Here is a 14,391-nt window from a genome sequence, read left to right on the forward strand (position 1 = left end):
TATGTTTAAAAAAATTGTACGAATGTTTTTGAGCCTGTTGCTTGTCACAGCTATTGGAGTAGGGGGCTATGCTTGGACTATTTACAATCAGTCAACGGACGCCTTGTCCCATACTTACAAGGGTTTTGGGAATGAGACGAACGTTATTGCGGAAACCAAGCCCTTGACGATTTTACTGATGGGAGTAGATACAGGAAGCGGCTCGCGGTCTGATACCTGGAAGGGAAATAGCGACTCCATGCTCCTCCTATCTGTCAATCCTCAGACTAAAAAGACGGTCATGATGAGTCTGGAGCGGGATATTCTGACTCAAATCGATGAAAATGGCGAAACGACAGAAGCCAAACTCAATGCTGCCTATGCTTATGGTGGTGCAGAATTGGCCATTGCGACCATTGAGAAATTGATGAATATCCATATTGACCGTTATGTGATGATCAATATGCAAGGACTGGTTCAGCTAGTCGATGCAGTTGGCGGTATTGAAGTCAACAATACTTTTGATTTCCCAATTTCTATCGAAGAAAATGAACCGGAATATACTGCAACTGTCGAGCCAGGCAAGCATTTGATCAATGGAGACCAGGCTCTGGTTTATGCCCGCATGCGTTACCAGGATCCAGAGGGGGATTACGGTCGTCAGAAACGTCAGCGTGAGGTGATCCGAAAGGTCGTTGAGAAGGTGCTCAGTCTTAACAGTATTAGCCATTATCAAGCTATTTTGCGAGCAGTCAGCAAGAATATGCAGACCAATGTAGCGCTGGATGCGGGAAGTATCCCTCAGTTATTGGGCTACAAAGACGCCTTTAGAAGCATTCAATCTGAACAGTTGCGTGGGGAAGATGCTACCTTGGCTGATGGCGGTAGCTATCAGTTGGTTACGTCTGAGCATTTGCTAGAAATGCAAAATTTGATTCGGAAAACGTTGGGCTTGTCTTCAGTTAAGACTCTGAAAACCAATGCCGTACTGTATGAAGACTTGATGGGAGGCCGGAGCCTACGTGCTTCTAGTTCAGAGAGTTCAAGCTCAGTCCAGAATGATCGAGCTATTTATAGCCAACCTAGTGAGAGCACTTATGGTAGTAGCTATAGCAGTTATAGTAGTTATAGTAGTTATAGCAACTATAGTTCCTATACTCCTGAGCCTAGTGCTAGCAGTGAACCGCCAGCAAGTTCTGCGCCTGCATCTACGCCAGCTCCGACACCGTCAGCATCATCTGCCGATCATTCCACAACATCAGCATCTTCAGAATAAACAAATCGAGGCTGGGACAAAAGTCCTAGCCTCTCAATTGTATTTGGATTGTCGAGAAAGACGCAGTGGTTGAGTGGACTCTATTACGCTGATTGCAGCAGCTTTTATAGCCCTACTCAACTGTGCGGAGGTGGGACGACGAAATCGAATTCTAACGAATTACCGATTTCTGTCCCACTCTCGATTTTTAATGTTTTTGAGTTTTATTTTGTTAGCAACTTCCAGAAGAAATCAATGATATAGGTCAGGCCGTAAGTGTAGATGATGAGGGTGATGGGTTTGCAGAGCACGATAATCAGCATATACTTTTTGAAGGTCATCTTGGTCAAGGCGGCTAGCATACAGAGGAAATCAGCGGGACTGATGGGCCAAATCATCATAAAGATAAAGAAACGCTCAAAGCGATTGCCCTCATCCAGCCAGCCCACATACTTGTCATAGGTCCGCTTGCTGACGACGGACTGGACAAAGGCTGGTCCGTAGGTGCGAGCCAGATAGAAGATGATGGCGCAGCCGATGACGATGCCGACATAGTTGTAGATGGTGCCAACGATATGCCCGTAGATAAAGATGCCTGCTACAGAGGTCAAGGCACACAGGGGATAATGGGTACGACAGTCTGCAAGATTTGTAGGAAGATAAACAGAGGTGGTCCCCAGATGCCTGCTTGTCTGATAAAGGCAGACAAGGTTTCCTTGGACTGGAGGATCCCTGCATAGTAGGCCCAGATACAAAAGGCCACTGTCCCTACAGCTCCGATGATGGACGACCAGTTGATGATTTTTTGCAAAAAGGGAGAAACGGTTTTCATTTCTCGATCCTTACTTGCCATAGGCACCTCCAAGAGAATTATTATTATATCTACTATAGCATCTTTTGCCATTTTTGTAAGCTTTGAAGCTATAGGTGCTAAAAAGTATGAAAGATGATATAATGACATGACTGGTGAGCAATAATCTATAAGCATTCAAAAATTAGAGAGAGTGCTTGTGCTCGAACTAAAAATTCTAAGAGTTAGGAGAGTTATAGTGGAAGAATATTTAAACTTATATCATCAAAAAATGTGGGAGATTGCATATGAGAATCTCATAAGAACATTTTTCCACATTAATACAATTATTCTCTTTGTACTATTCTTAAGTATTTGGTACTTCTTTTTCGGAAAAAAACGGATTTTACTATTTATAGCTAGTTATTTTTTCTTGTTCCTTTTGGGTGGAGTCGCAGAGTTTGTGAATAGCTATGACAAAATTATGAATCCAGATTCAATTTATAACAAAGACAATCTTTACTATTCGTTAATTCCAGTAGAAATTCGTTTACAGATTGAGTATGTAGATGAGCAGCCCTTATCTAGTGTTGATGGAGAGCTTAAGAAAGCAGATGTTATACTATTTGCGGTATCTTCTCCTGGATATAATGATGCTCTTTTTAGTACTACAGCGGATTTTTTTTCAGGTAAGTATAGACTAGGGAAATCATTTTTAGTTGCTTTAGTAGGTTACGAAGAGAAAGATAGTGAATGGGAATCTGTTGACATTCGCATTGCACCAGGTATTAAGGAGAAGGATTTTCAGAAATTTTCTAAGGTTCTTCACATAAAAAAAGATGAAGCAGAGGGTGCTACCGGTATTATTCTCGATCTTCAAAAAATTTATGAATTAAAATTACGGAAAGAAAAAGATGGTCATTGGTAAGTAAGATCCTCTTTCCTATATTAAAATTTGAGCTTCCCGCTTGGGAAGCTGTTTTCATTTACTTGGAGAATAGGGGAGGGAGCATCTCCCAATGGCTCTTGGAAGAAATGGGGTTATAGGTGCCAAAAAGCCTATTTTATGCTATAATAGTGCGAATACGATTTTTGGAGAGAGATGTGGCGATTGAAGATTACATGCCCGACTTTGCGGTCGAGGCGGTTTACGATTTGACAGTAGAGAGTTTGAAAAGACAGGGGATCAAAGCGGTTTTGGTGGATTTGGATAACACCCTGATTGCTTGGAATAATCCTGATGGGACCCCAGAGATGAAGAAGTGGCTCCATGATTTGCGGGATGCAGGCATTCGGATTATCGTGGTGTCCAATAATAACCAAAAACGGGTCAAGCGAGCTGTTGAAAAGTTTGAAATTGACTATGTCTACTGGGCCATGAAGCCCTTCACTTGGGGAATTGACCGAGCGCTCAAGCTTTTTCACTTTGAAAAAAATGAAGTGGTCATGGTGGGCGACCAGCTCATGACAGATATTCGGGCTGCTCATCGGGCCGGGATTCGCTCGATTTTGGTTAAACCACTGGTCGAGCACGACTCTATCAAGACCCAGATCAATCGGGCGCGTGAACGCCGTGTGCTCAAGAAAATCACTGAAAAATACGGCCCAATTCAATACAAAAAAGGAATTTAAGCATGGAAGAACTTCTCTGTATCGGCTGCGGAGTCCCTATTCAGACAGAAGATAAGGGCAAGCTAGGCTACACGCCTCAGTCGGCTCTAGAAAAAGGCTTGGAGACAGGCGAACTCTATTGCCAGCGTTGTTTCCGCCTGCGCCATTATAATGAAATCAGCGATGTCCAGCTGACGGATGATGACTTTCTACGGCTTCTGCATGAAGTTGGAGATAGCGACGCCTTGGTCGTCAATGTTGTCGATATTTTTGACTTTAATGGCTCGGTCATCCCTGGCCTGCCTCGCTTTGTCGCAGGAAATGATGTTCTCTTAGTCGGGAATAAAAAGGACATTCTGCCTAAGTCGGTCAAGGATAGCAAGGTGACCCAATGGCTGACGGAGCGAGCTCACGAAGAAGGTCTGCGTCCAGTTGATGTGGTCCTGACTTCTGCTCAGAACAAGCAGGCCATCAAGGACTTGATTGACAAAATTGAGCATTGCCGCAAGGGACGTGATGTGTATGTGGTCGGTGTGACCAATGTCGGCAAGTCTACTTTGATTAACGCCATTATTCAGGAAATCACAGGCGACAAGGATATTATTACGACTTCACGCTTCCCGGGCACAACTTTGGATAAAATCGAGATTCCTTTGGCGGATGGTAGTTATATCTATGATACACCGGGTATCATCCATCGGCACCAGATGGCTCACTATCTTTCTGCTAAGAATCTCAAATATGTCAGCCCCAAAAAGGAAATTAAGCCCAAAACTTACCAGCTCAATCCAGAGCAAACTTTCTTTTTGGGTGGTTTAGGTCGCTTTGACTTTGTGGCAGGCGACAAGCAGGGTTTCACGGCTTACTTTGACAATGAGCTCAAGCTCCACCGGACTAAGTTGGAAGGCGCCAGTGACTTTTATGACAAGCATGTCGGCGGTCTCTTAGTGCCACCAGTTGGCAAGGAAAAGGAAGAGTTTCCAGCCTTGGTCAAGCATGAATTTAGCATCAAGGACAAGACAGACATCGTCTTCTCTGGTCTGGGCTGGATTCGTGTCAGTGGTCCTGCCCGTGTAGCCGGCTGGGCACCAGAGGGTGTGGCGGTTGTCACTCGGAAAGCTATTATATAATACTCAAGAAACCAAGGGGAATAAATCCCCTTAAAATAAGGAAGGAAAAGGCTATGAGCATTTGGGACTAAAGCGAATCCTAGCTGTATCAAGCCTTATAGAAGAACATGACACTAACATCAAAACAACGGGCCTTTCTCAACAGTCAGGCACATAGTCTCAAACCCATCATTCAGATTGGGAAAAATGGACTCAACGACCAAATCAAAACTAGCGTCCGTCAGGCACTGGACGCGCGCGAGCTGATTAAGGTCACGCTCTTGCAGAATACGGATGAAAATATTCACGAGGTCGCGGAAATTCTGGAAGAGGAAATCGGAGTGGATACGGTGCAGGAGATCGGCCGGATCTTGATTCTCTACAAGCAGTCCAGCAAGAAGGAAAATCGCAAACTCTCTGTCAAAGTCAAGCAAATTTAAGGAAAAATTTCTGTGGAGATGTCAGCCTATGGCTATTGAATTACTGACCCCTTTTACCAAGGTGGATTTAGAACCAGAAGTTAAAGATAAAAAACGTAAGCAGATTGGCATACTAGGTGGGAATTTCAACCCTGTCCACCATGCTCATTTGGTCGTGGCGGATCAGGTCCGCCAACAGTTGGGCTTGGATCAGGTCCTGCTCATGCCAGAGTACGAGCCGCCCCATGTGGACAAGAAAGAGACCATCGATGAAAAGCATCGGCTGAAAATGCTGGGGCTGGCTATCGAGGGTATTGTAGGCCTAGGGATTGAAGTCATTGAGCTGGAGCGCAAGGGAATTTCCTACACCTACGACACCATGAAGCTGCTGACAGAGCAGCATCCAGATACAGATTATTATTTTATCATCGGTGCGGATATGGTGGACTATCTCCCCAAGTGGTACCGGATTGATGAGCTGGTTGAGCTGGTTCAGTTTGTCGGTGTTCAGCGGCCGCGCTACAAGGCAGGGACTTCTTACCCTGTCATTTGGGTGGATGTCCCACTTATGGATATTTCCTCCAGTATGGTACGGGATTTTTTGGCTCATGGACGGACTCCTAATTTCCTGCTGCCTCAGCCAGTCTTAGACTATATCGAGAAAGAAGGGCTTTACTTATGACCTATGAAAGCTATATCAGTATGGGCCGTCAGGCCTTGCTGGCTAAGATGGAAACAGTCATGCCTGAGAAACGCCTGCGGCATTGTCTAGGTGTGGAAAGGGCTGCCCGTGAATTAGCGGAGCGCTTCGGTCTTGACGTCGAAAAAGCAGGTCTAGCAGGACTCCTGCACGACTATGCTAAAAAGGTCTCGGACGAGGATTTCCTATCCTTGATTGACCGCTATCAACTGGACCCCGACCTCAAAAATTGGGGCAATAATGTCTGGCATGGCATGGTGGGCGTTTACAAGATTCAGGAAGATTTAGGCATAGAAGATGCTGAGATTCTGCGAGCCATCGAGATTCATACGGTTGGGAGTAGCACCATGTCTGAGCTGGACAAGGTCGTCTATGTCGCCGACTACATTGAACACAACCGGGACTTTCCGGGAGTGGACAAGGCCAGAGAATTGGCAAAGCGGTCGCTCAATCAAGCTGTGGCCTACGAAACAGCAAGGACAGTGGAGCATCTAGCCCATAAGGGGATGCCTATCTATCCGCAGACCTTGGAGACCTACAATGCCTTTGTAGGATATTTGAAGGAAATAGAAGAAAATTAAAGAGGAACTATGAAAGAACAAGAATTATTGGAACTGGTCGTGAAGGCGGCCGATGAAAAGCGTGCAGAAGATATTGTGGCTTTGGATTTGCAAGGTCTGACAACCGTGACAGATTACTTTGTCATCGTTAGCTCTATGAACAGCCGTCAGCTGGATGCAGTTGCTGAAAATATTCGTGAGAAAGCTGCTGCGGCTGGTGTTTCTGCTGGCCATGTTGAGGGCGACGCAGCTGGCGGCTGGGTGCTCTTAGACTTAGGGGGCATCGTTGTTCATGTCTTTTCTGAGGAAATGCGGGCGCATTACAATCTAGAAAAGCTCTGGCACGAAGCAACTGGTGTAGATGTTGCGGCCTTATTGGAAGAAAAAACAAGTGATTTTTTGCCCTTAGGCAGAAAGCAGAATTCGGCTCAGTCAGCCTGCTGGCTGGGCTATTTTTGAAAGGAAAAGTATGGCAACTTATGAAACCTTCGCGTCGGTTTACGATGCGATTATGGATGATTCTTTGTATGAGAAGTGGACAGATTTCAGCCTGCGTCATTTTCCCAAGGATAAGAAAAAGCTGCTGGAGCTGGCCTGTGGTACGGGCATCCAGTCCATTTATTTTAAGCAGGCAGGGTTTGATGTGACGGGGTTGGATCTGAGTCAGGAAATGCTGGATTTGGCAGAGAAGCGTAGCAGAGAGGCTGGTTTGGACATTCCCTTTATCCAAGGCAATATGCTGGATTTGAGTAGCGTCGGTCAGTTTGATTTGGTGACTTGTTATTCAGACTCGATTTGCTATATGGAGGACGAAGTCGATGTCGGTCAGGTCTTCACTCAAGTTTATCAGCATCTAAATGAGGGTGGTCGCTTTATCTTTGATGTGCACTCGATTTACCAGATTGACGAGGTTTTTCCTGGCTATTCCTATCACGAAAATGCTGAAACCTTTGCTATGGTCTGGGATTCCTATGCGGACGAACCGCCTCATTCCATCGTGCATGAGCTGACCTTCTTTGTCCAAGACGAAGATGGGCGCTTCACGCGCCACGATGAGGTGCATGAGGAGCGGACCTATGAGATTCTGACCTACGATATCTTGCTAGAGCAGGCTGGCTTTAAGAATGTCAAGGTTTACGCGGACTTTGAGGACAAGGAGCCGACCGACAAGAGCGCTCGCTGGTTCTTTGTGGCGGAGAAATGAAACCTAGCAATATGTTTTGAGGAGTTGAATTTGGAAAATAAACAGACTTTAATTTTTATAAAACAGAAAAATCGGACAGATAATGTTTTATCAATTAAGCCGGGAATAGATGGCAAAATTAAGGTGAGGTATACAAATAATAAAGAATATTCCTATAACAAAGAAGATGTTGAAGAATATCAATTTTTGGAAAAATTACCTGTAGAAAATTATCAATTTAGCCGCTCAGGATATGGCGCCTATAATAATGTTATCTCTGTTGAAAAATACTCATATTTAGAAAAAAATAAAATAAAAGTTTGTTTTGAACATGGCAAGAACGTTATTTTAAATCAAGAGAATTTTAAAATTGAACAATCCGCCTTATTTGAAAAAAAGGCTAATGACGTCTTTGAGTATCTTAAAAAACTTGCCAATTTAAATAATATAAAATCTGATGATGGTAGTTCTCTCTTAGGTAAGAATTATGAAAGAGTTACTTTTGTTTCACAACAATCTGTCTTACATCGTTTCCTATCAGCATCAAGTACAAAAGTTGAATCGGAATCTAAATCTGATGATCAAAGTCTAATATTTCCTTTCGGTTGTAATAATAGTCAACTCATTGCGACGGAAAGAGCTTTGAAAAATCAAATTAGCTTCATTGAGGGACCTCCCGGAACAGGAAAAACTCAAACAATTTTAAATATTTTGTCGAATATTATTTACAGAAATCAGACAGCTTTAGTGGTGTCAAATAATAATTCTGCAATTGCTAATATTAAAGAGAAATTATCTCAACCAGAGATAGCTTTAGATTTTTTGACAGCTACGCTGGGCAGTAAAAAAAATAAAGAAAAATTTTTAAAAAATCAATCTTCTCATTATCCTAATTATTTACCAGATATTCTTGAAAATAAAGAAAGAAATCTAAATTTTGAACTGGTTAAAAAAGCTTTTTCGCTAAAAGAAGAAATAGCAAATATAAAATCACAGATCTCTTTTATTGAGATAGAATATCAACATTTTCAAGATTACATGTCTGATAAGGATCTCTTTGAAGTAGATTTATCAAAGTTATCTCCAAAAGTTCTTTTGGATTTATTGTTAGAGTGTGAAAAAATTTTTGAACAAAATAGAAAAATCGGTTTTATATTTAAAATAAAAAGTATTTTTAAATATAAAATAAGGAATTTTAGTTTTTATAAGCAAAATCCAGATTTTTTAGCTGCAACGATTCAGAAGAAATTCTATGAGACTGAGTTGGAAAAACTTAATAAAAAGTTATCAAAACTCGAAAATGATTATAAAACGAATTTGAGCGATGAATATATAGCCAATATGATAGAATATTCAAAATCTATTTTGAAAAGTGCTTTGTTAGAAAAATATATTCCTGGGGCGCCTCGGAAAGTAAATAATACAGATAACTCTGCAAAGAATAGGCTAAATTTTTCTAAAAAAATTTTAAAAGATTATCCTATAATCTTAAGTACAACATTTTCTGCCAGAAACTGTGTAGCTGATTCTATGTTGTACGACTATTTAATTATTGATGAAGCCTCACAAGTCGATATTGCTACAGGAGCATTAGCTTTATCATGTGCTAAAAATGTAGTAATTGTTGGAGATCTTAAGCAATTACCAAATATTGTTACAAGGGAATCAAAAGAAAAGTCAGAATGTTTACGAAAGGATTTGAAGATAAAACCTATATATAGCTTTAAAAAGAGCCTTTTGGAAGTAATGGTAGAATTATTTCCTGAAGAGCCTGCTACCTTATTGAAAGAGCATTATCGCTGTCATCCTAAAATTATTCAGTTTTGTAATCAAAAATTCTATAATGGGAAATTATGTATTATGACTAAAGATCATGGCGAGAAAGATGTGCTTATTGCTTGTAAGTCTGTAGCGGGGAATCATGCACGCCAGCACTCAAATCAGAGAGAAATTGATATCATAAAAAAAGAGGTGATTGATTATTATCTATTAGACAATAATACTACAGGAATTATTGCTCCATATCGTAATCAGATTGAGTTGTCTCAAAATCAACTGGAGGAATATATTAGTGAAACTGTACATAAATTTCAAGGTAGAGAATGTGAAACAATAATCCTTTCTACAGTAGATAATCAAATAACACATTTTACTGATGATCCCCACCTATTGAATGTGGCTGTTTCAAGAGCTAAAAATCGACTTATTTTAGTTACTTCTGGTAATAAACAAAAATCAAATATGAATATAACAGATTTAATAGACTATATTGTATATCAAAATTGTGATATCAAAGACAGTATGGTTAGATCAGTATTTGATTATCTGTATAAACAATATGAAGAACGTAGACTAAATTATTTTAAAAATCGGAGCAAACATTCAAAATATGATTCAGAAAATTTGATGTTTGAATTACTAAAAGAAATTCTTACTTCATATTCAGAGCTTGACTTTATCACACAGTACCGATTAAAACATTTGATAAAAGATTTTTCATTGCTGTCATCTGATGAAGCAACATTTGTTAATCAGAGTCGAACCAGTGTAGATTTCCTGATATTTAATAAGGTTACAAAAGTTCCAGTTCTAGCGATTGAAGTTGATGGAGTTAAGTATCATAATAATCCTGACCAAATGAAGCGAGATTCGATGAAAAATAATATTTTCAAAAATTATCAACTTCCTTTACTAAGGTTAGCAACAAATGGTAGCGGCGAGGAAGAAAAAATAAGGATTGCTTTGGATGATTATAAATCAACTGACGAAATCATTCAGTCAAAAGATATGATTAACAATATTTAAATAGTAATAATTCTATATTCGAGGAGGAATTAATGCCTATCACCGGTATTATCGCAGAATTCAATCCTTTTCATAATGGGCACAAATATCTGCTGGAGCAGGCTTCTGGTCTGAAAATTATCGCTATGAGCGGCAATTTTGTTCAGCGAGGGGAGCCAGCTATCGTGGATAAGTGGACTCGGGCACAGATGGCTTTGGAAGCTGGAGCGGATTTGATCCTTGAGCTGCCTTTCTTGGTCAGCGTTCAGGCGGCGGACTTTTTCGCTAAGGGGGCAGTAGATATCTTAGAGAGGCTAGGAGTCGAACAGCTAACTTTTGGGACCGAGGAAGTGTTGGATTATGAGAGTATTTCTAGGGTCTATGGTGAAAAGGCAGAGCAGATGGAGGCTTATCTGGCTGGCTTGCCTGATTCCCTATCCTATCCCCAAAAGACTCAGGCTATGTGGCAGGAGTTTGCAGGGCTTAATTTCTCAGGTTCTACTCCCAATCATATCTTGGGCTTGGCCTATGCCAAGGCTGTGGCGGGAAAGGCTATAAAGCTGTGCCCGATTCAACGTCAGGGGGCTGGCTACCATTCCTTATCAGCTGATCAGGAATTTGCCTCCGCAACGGCCCTTCGTCAGAATTTGGGTCAGCCAGCCTTTCTCAAAAAATTCACTCCAGCCTATCACTTGCTTGACATAGCACCCAAGGTGACCTGGCCGGATCTTTTTCCTTATCTCCGTTACCAGATAGTGACTTGTTCGGATTTGACAGACTTTTATCAGGTTAATCAGGAGTTGGCCGTTAGGATTAGAGAGGCCTTGAAAAGCGGTGAGACCATAGAAGAGCTGGTCGAGCAGGTGGCGACTAAGCGCTATACCAAGGCTCGGGTTCGACGTCTGCTGACCTATATCCTAGTCGGAGCTAGACAAGAAGAACTTCCATCAGGAATCCATATTTTAGGTTTTTCCGAGCAGGGGCGCCAGCATTTGTCCCAGCTTAAGGGAAATGTTGAATTGGTCAGCCGTATCGGCAAGGAGCCGTGGGACAGTTTGACCCAGCAGGCTGATAAGGTCTATCAGCTAGGCAATCCTGCACTTAGGGAGCAGAATTTTGGACGCTTTCCACTACAAAATACTCTCTGATAGTATGGATAGATTTGAGAAGTTTACTTATAAATAGAAAAAAAGAGGCTAGCAGCCTCCTTTTTCTTATTCACTAAATCGTAGAAAATAACCATCTGGATCCAAAACCGCAAATTCATGTGGATAAATAAAGCTATCTCCTACGCGAAATACTCTTTTCGTCAGCGGACGATGGATGGGATAGTCAGCTTCCAGCAGTTTTTGGTGGAGCTGAGGGACGTCCTCAATACCAAAAGAAATATTGACACCACGCCCGAAAGGATAGGTCAGTTGGGCTAATTCTTCTGCGCTGCCTTCTTCTAGCATAAGCTGGCAGTCTTCAAGCGAAAGGAAGAGAAATTTCTCCTCGGGACGCTCGTATTCGACAGAGAATCCCAGCAAGTCGCAGTAGAAGTGGCGCGACTTTTCGAGGTCAGATACCATAAATTCGGGGATAACAGCCTGATAGTCCATCGGTTTCCTCCTTAAAGTTCAATTTCCATGACAATTGGTGTGTGGTCTTGGCGTGCACCGGAGTCAATCATATCAGACTTGGTTACCTTGTCAGCCACGCGGTTGCTGGTCAACCAGTAGTCGATTCTCCAGCCGGTATTGTTGATTTTAGAAGTCTTGCTGCGTTGCGCCCACCAAGTGTATTGGTTAGGGATATCGCCGTGCAAGTGGCGGAAGGTATCGGTAAAGCCTTTAGCCAGCAGATTGGTGAAACCAGCACGCTCTTCATCAGTAAAGCCTGGTGAACGGCGATTGCTGGCAGGATTAGCAAGGTCGATTTCCTTGTGGGCTACATTGTAGTCGCCAGTTGCGAGGACTAGTTTTTGTTCATCTAGTGAAGCCAAGTATTCAGCGTATTTGACATCCCAGACTTGACGCTCTTCCAAGCGTTTGAGACCATCGCCAGCATTGGGCGTATAGACCTGAGTGACGAAGAAGTCGTCAAATTCCAGCGTAATGATGCGACCTTCAACATCCATGGTTGACGGAGCGCCGATTTCTGGGAAGGTCACGATTGGTGTTAGCTCTTTTTTGTAGAGAAACATAGTTCCAGCATAGCCTTTGCGGGCTGGCTCTTGAGACGAGCGCCAAGTATTTTCATAGCCTGGGAAGAGCTCTTCTAAAATCTCAAGATGTTTTTTAGTCGGGCCTTTAGCGGAAAGCTTTGTTTCCTGAATAGCGATGATATCCGCATTTTCTGCTTGCAAGGTCCGAAGGACAGCCTGAGAGAGCTGAGCGCGGGCAGAATCACTGGTCAAAGCAGCGTTGAGAGAGTCAATGTTCCAAGAGATGAGTTTCATAAAATGTCCTTTTCTAGTAGAAATTTCCTGAGTTTATTATACCAAAAGATAGAGTTGATTTATAGCAAAGTGATTGTAAGAGGCTTGAAAAGCATGAAAGCTTTTCGACAATAGTTGGTGTATAAAATTTTAAATACTCGATCATCATAGATGGCATTGCCCAAATTGATGTCTTGTAAGTTATTGACAAGACTGACGAATGTTTTCTTTTTATAATGGTCTTTTGTTTGGCATGCCGGCTTTGCGGGGGTATTTGTTGGGTGTTTCTTTCTTCTTTTCAACCACTGTGATAAAGCGGGGATCGCCGTTTGGTAGGGCATAACTGAGGTTGTCTTGAACCTTACTAAAGAGCAGGTTCAAGGCATTTTTTGCTTCTTCCAGTTCTTCTGGAGCATTGGAAGCCTTGAGCGCTAGGAGCTTCCCGCCAACTTTCAGGTAGGGAATGGTCAGCTCAGACAGGACCTGCATCCGAGCAACCGCACGAGCAGTGACTAGGTCAAATTGAGCCCGAAAAGCCTTGTCCTGAGCAAAGTCTTCTGCACGACCGTGGTAGAAATGAACCTTGTCCAACCCGAGCTCCTCTGCAAGTAGTTTTAGGAAGTTGATTCGTTTGTTAAGGGAGTCAATGATAGTCACATCCAGCTGGGGACAGATGATTTTCATAGGGAGGCTGGGAAAGCCTGCACCTGCTCCGATGTCCAGCAGCTTAAGCTCTTGATTGTCAATCAGACCTTGCAAAACGGGGGCAATTGAATCATAGAAATGCTTGAGATAGACTTCATTTTTCTCAGTGATAGCTGTCAGATTGATTTTTTCATTCCATTCTACCAAGAGTTCAAAATAACGCTCAAACTGGTCTTTCTGGCGGTCGGTCAGCTCGATTCCCTGCTGACTTAGTAGCTGGTAAAATTCTTGCGGTGTCATAGTTTCATCCTTGTTTTCAGTATTCATCCTATTATATCATAAAACGGGGCAGGGTGCTTCTGACGATTGGCTTCTTGGGTACCCAAGGATTAGATACTGACTTGCCCTGATTTCTAGAAAAACGAAGAAGCTTTTTCTAGATTTCTGACTATTTTAGCGTTTGGACATTATTTAAGATAAACCTATTTTACTAGATGACATGTCAAGAAAGACAGGTTGAGCTTTTTTTGTTATAATAGGTGCAATCAAATCATAAGGAGTGTCTTTATTATGTCCATGTTTTTTATTATTATTGCGGTTGTGGCAGTTGTAGCTATTTTCGTGATTTCTGTTTACAATGGTCTTGTTAAAAGCCGTATGCAAACTCAAGAAGCTTGGAGTCAGATTGATGTCCAGCTCAAGCGCCGAAATGACCTGATTCCCAACCTTTTAGAGACGGTAAAAGGTTATGGAAAATATGAGAAATCAACCTTGGAAAATGTTACTCGACTGCGTAACCAAGTAGCTGCTGCCTCATCACCTGCCCAAGCTATGGAGGCTAGTGATGCCCTGACTCGTTCGATTTCTGGTATCTTTGCGGTTGCTGAAAATTACCCAGACCTTAAGGCAAATACAAACTACTTGAAACTTCAGGAAG

Annotated in this window: 14 protein-coding genes and 2 pseudogenes; 12 read left to right on the forward strand and 4 right to left on the reverse strand. The window is 42.2% G+C overall.

What is annotated here, in order from left to right:
* Position 1 precedes the first annotated feature (1 nt).
* A complete protein-coding gene (lytR, locus tag SCRDD08_RS09435) occupies positions 2 to 1,255 on the forward strand; it encodes a glycopolymer--peptidoglycan transferase LytR (RefSeq protein ID WP_061423465.1) in 1,254 nt (417 codons plus the stop codon).
* 203 nt (positions 1,256 to 1,458) lie between these two features.
* Here the strand turns inward: lytR and SCRDD08_RS09440 are convergent.
* A pseudogene (locus tag SCRDD08_RS09440) lies at positions 1,459 to 2,087 on the reverse strand (TVP38/TMEM64 family protein).
* Positions 2,088 to 2,283: 196 nt separating this feature from the next.
* Between SCRDD08_RS09440 and SCRDD08_RS09445 the strand changes: the two are divergent.
* The 10 genes and pseudogenes from SCRDD08_RS09445 to SCRDD08_RS09490 all read left to right on the forward strand — a co-directional run bounded on the left by SCRDD08_RS09445 (position 2,284) and on the right by SCRDD08_RS09490 (position 11,538).
* Positions 2,284 to 2,952 (forward strand): hypothetical protein, encoded by a 669-nt coding sequence (locus SCRDD08_RS09445; protein ID WP_196756189.1) that lies wholly within the window; start codon positions 2,284 to 2,286, stop codon positions 2,950 to 2,952.
* Between the two features lie 176 nt (positions 2,953 to 3,128).
* Positions 3,129 to 3,656: a YqeG family HAD IIIA-type phosphatase gene (locus SCRDD08_RS09450; RefSeq protein WP_005592391.1), complete on the forward strand. Its 528-nt coding sequence runs from the start codon at positions 3,129 to 3,131 to the stop codon at positions 3,654 to 3,656.
* A 2-nt stretch (positions 3,657 to 3,658) separates the two neighbouring features.
* Positions 3,659 to 4,765, forward strand: a complete 1,107-nt coding sequence (yqeH, locus tag SCRDD08_RS09455) for a ribosome biogenesis GTPase YqeH (protein ID WP_061423466.1) — start codon at positions 3,659 to 3,661, stop codon at positions 4,763 to 4,765.
* A gap of 107 nt (positions 4,766 to 4,872) precedes the next feature.
* On the forward strand, positions 4,873 to 5,184 hold the full coding sequence (gene yhbY, locus SCRDD08_RS09460) for a ribosome assembly RNA-binding protein YhbY (RefSeq protein WP_061423467.1): 312 nt from the start codon (positions 4,873 to 4,875) through the stop codon (positions 5,182 to 5,184).
* A 28-nt stretch (positions 5,185 to 5,212) separates the two neighbouring features.
* Entirely contained in the window at positions 5,213 to 5,845 is a 633-nt protein-coding gene (locus tag SCRDD08_RS09465) for a nicotinate-nucleotide adenylyltransferase (RefSeq protein ID WP_061423468.1), read from the forward strand.
* Positions 5,842 to 6,444 (forward strand): bis(5'-nucleosyl)-tetraphosphatase (symmetrical) YqeK, encoded by a 603-nt coding sequence (yqeK, locus tag SCRDD08_RS09470; protein ID WP_061423469.1) that lies wholly within the window; start codon positions 5,842 to 5,844, stop codon positions 6,442 to 6,444. Before SCRDD08_RS09465 ends, yqeK begins: the two co-directional genes overlap by 4 nt.
* A 9-nt stretch (positions 6,445 to 6,453) precedes the next feature.
* Positions 6,454 to 6,810: pseudogene (gene rsfS / locus SCRDD08_RS09475) on the forward strand (ribosome silencing factor); the annotation flags it as partial.
* A gap of 82 nt (positions 6,811 to 6,892) precedes the next feature.
* On the forward strand, positions 6,893 to 7,627 hold the full coding sequence (locus SCRDD08_RS09480) for a class I SAM-dependent DNA methyltransferase (RefSeq protein WP_061423471.1): 735 nt from the start codon (positions 6,893 to 6,895) through the stop codon (positions 7,625 to 7,627).
* A gap of 30 nt (positions 7,628 to 7,657) precedes the next feature.
* On the forward strand, positions 7,658 to 10,411 hold the full coding sequence (locus SCRDD08_RS09485; RefSeq protein ID WP_231089373.1) for an AAA domain-containing protein: 2,754 nt from the start codon (positions 7,658 to 7,660) through the stop codon (positions 10,409 to 10,411).
* 32 nt (positions 10,412 to 10,443) lie between these two features.
* Positions 10,444 to 11,538, forward strand: a complete 1,095-nt coding sequence (locus SCRDD08_RS09490) for a nucleotidyltransferase (protein ID WP_061423473.1) — start codon at positions 10,444 to 10,446, stop codon at positions 11,536 to 11,538.
* Positions 11,539 to 11,604: 66 nt separating this feature from the next.
* Here the strand turns inward: SCRDD08_RS09490 and SCRDD08_RS09495 are convergent, their stop codons facing one another.
* The 3 genes from SCRDD08_RS09495 to rsmG all read right to left on the reverse strand — a co-directional run bounded on the left by SCRDD08_RS09495 (position 11,605) and on the right by rsmG (position 13,754).
* Entirely contained in the window at positions 11,605 to 11,991 is a 387-nt protein-coding gene (locus SCRDD08_RS09495; protein ID WP_061423474.1) for a bleomycin resistance protein, read from the reverse strand.
* A gap of 11 nt (positions 11,992 to 12,002) precedes the next feature.
* A complete protein-coding gene (locus SCRDD08_RS09500) occupies positions 12,003 to 12,830 on the reverse strand; it encodes an exodeoxyribonuclease III (RefSeq protein WP_061423475.1) in 828 nt (275 codons plus the stop codon).
* Between the two features lie 210 nt (positions 12,831 to 13,040).
* On the reverse strand, positions 13,041 to 13,754 hold the full coding sequence (gene rsmG / locus SCRDD08_RS09505; protein ID WP_061423534.1) for a 16S rRNA (guanine(527)-N(7))-methyltransferase RsmG: 714 nt from the start codon (positions 13,752 to 13,754) through the stop codon (positions 13,041 to 13,043).
* A gap of 276 nt (positions 13,755 to 14,030) precedes the next feature.
* On the opposite strand from rsmG, the gene SCRDD08_RS12030 reads away from it, so the two are divergent.
* Positions 14,031 to 14,391: LemA family protein (locus SCRDD08_RS12030; RefSeq protein WP_231089379.1), on the forward strand; the 361-nt coding region annotated here is incomplete at its 3' end.

Origin of the sequence: Streptococcus cristatus, from assembly GCF_001578775.1 — a bacterium.
Classification (GTDB): Bacteria; Bacillota; Bacilli; order Lactobacillales; family Streptococcaceae; genus Streptococcus; species Streptococcus cristatus_A.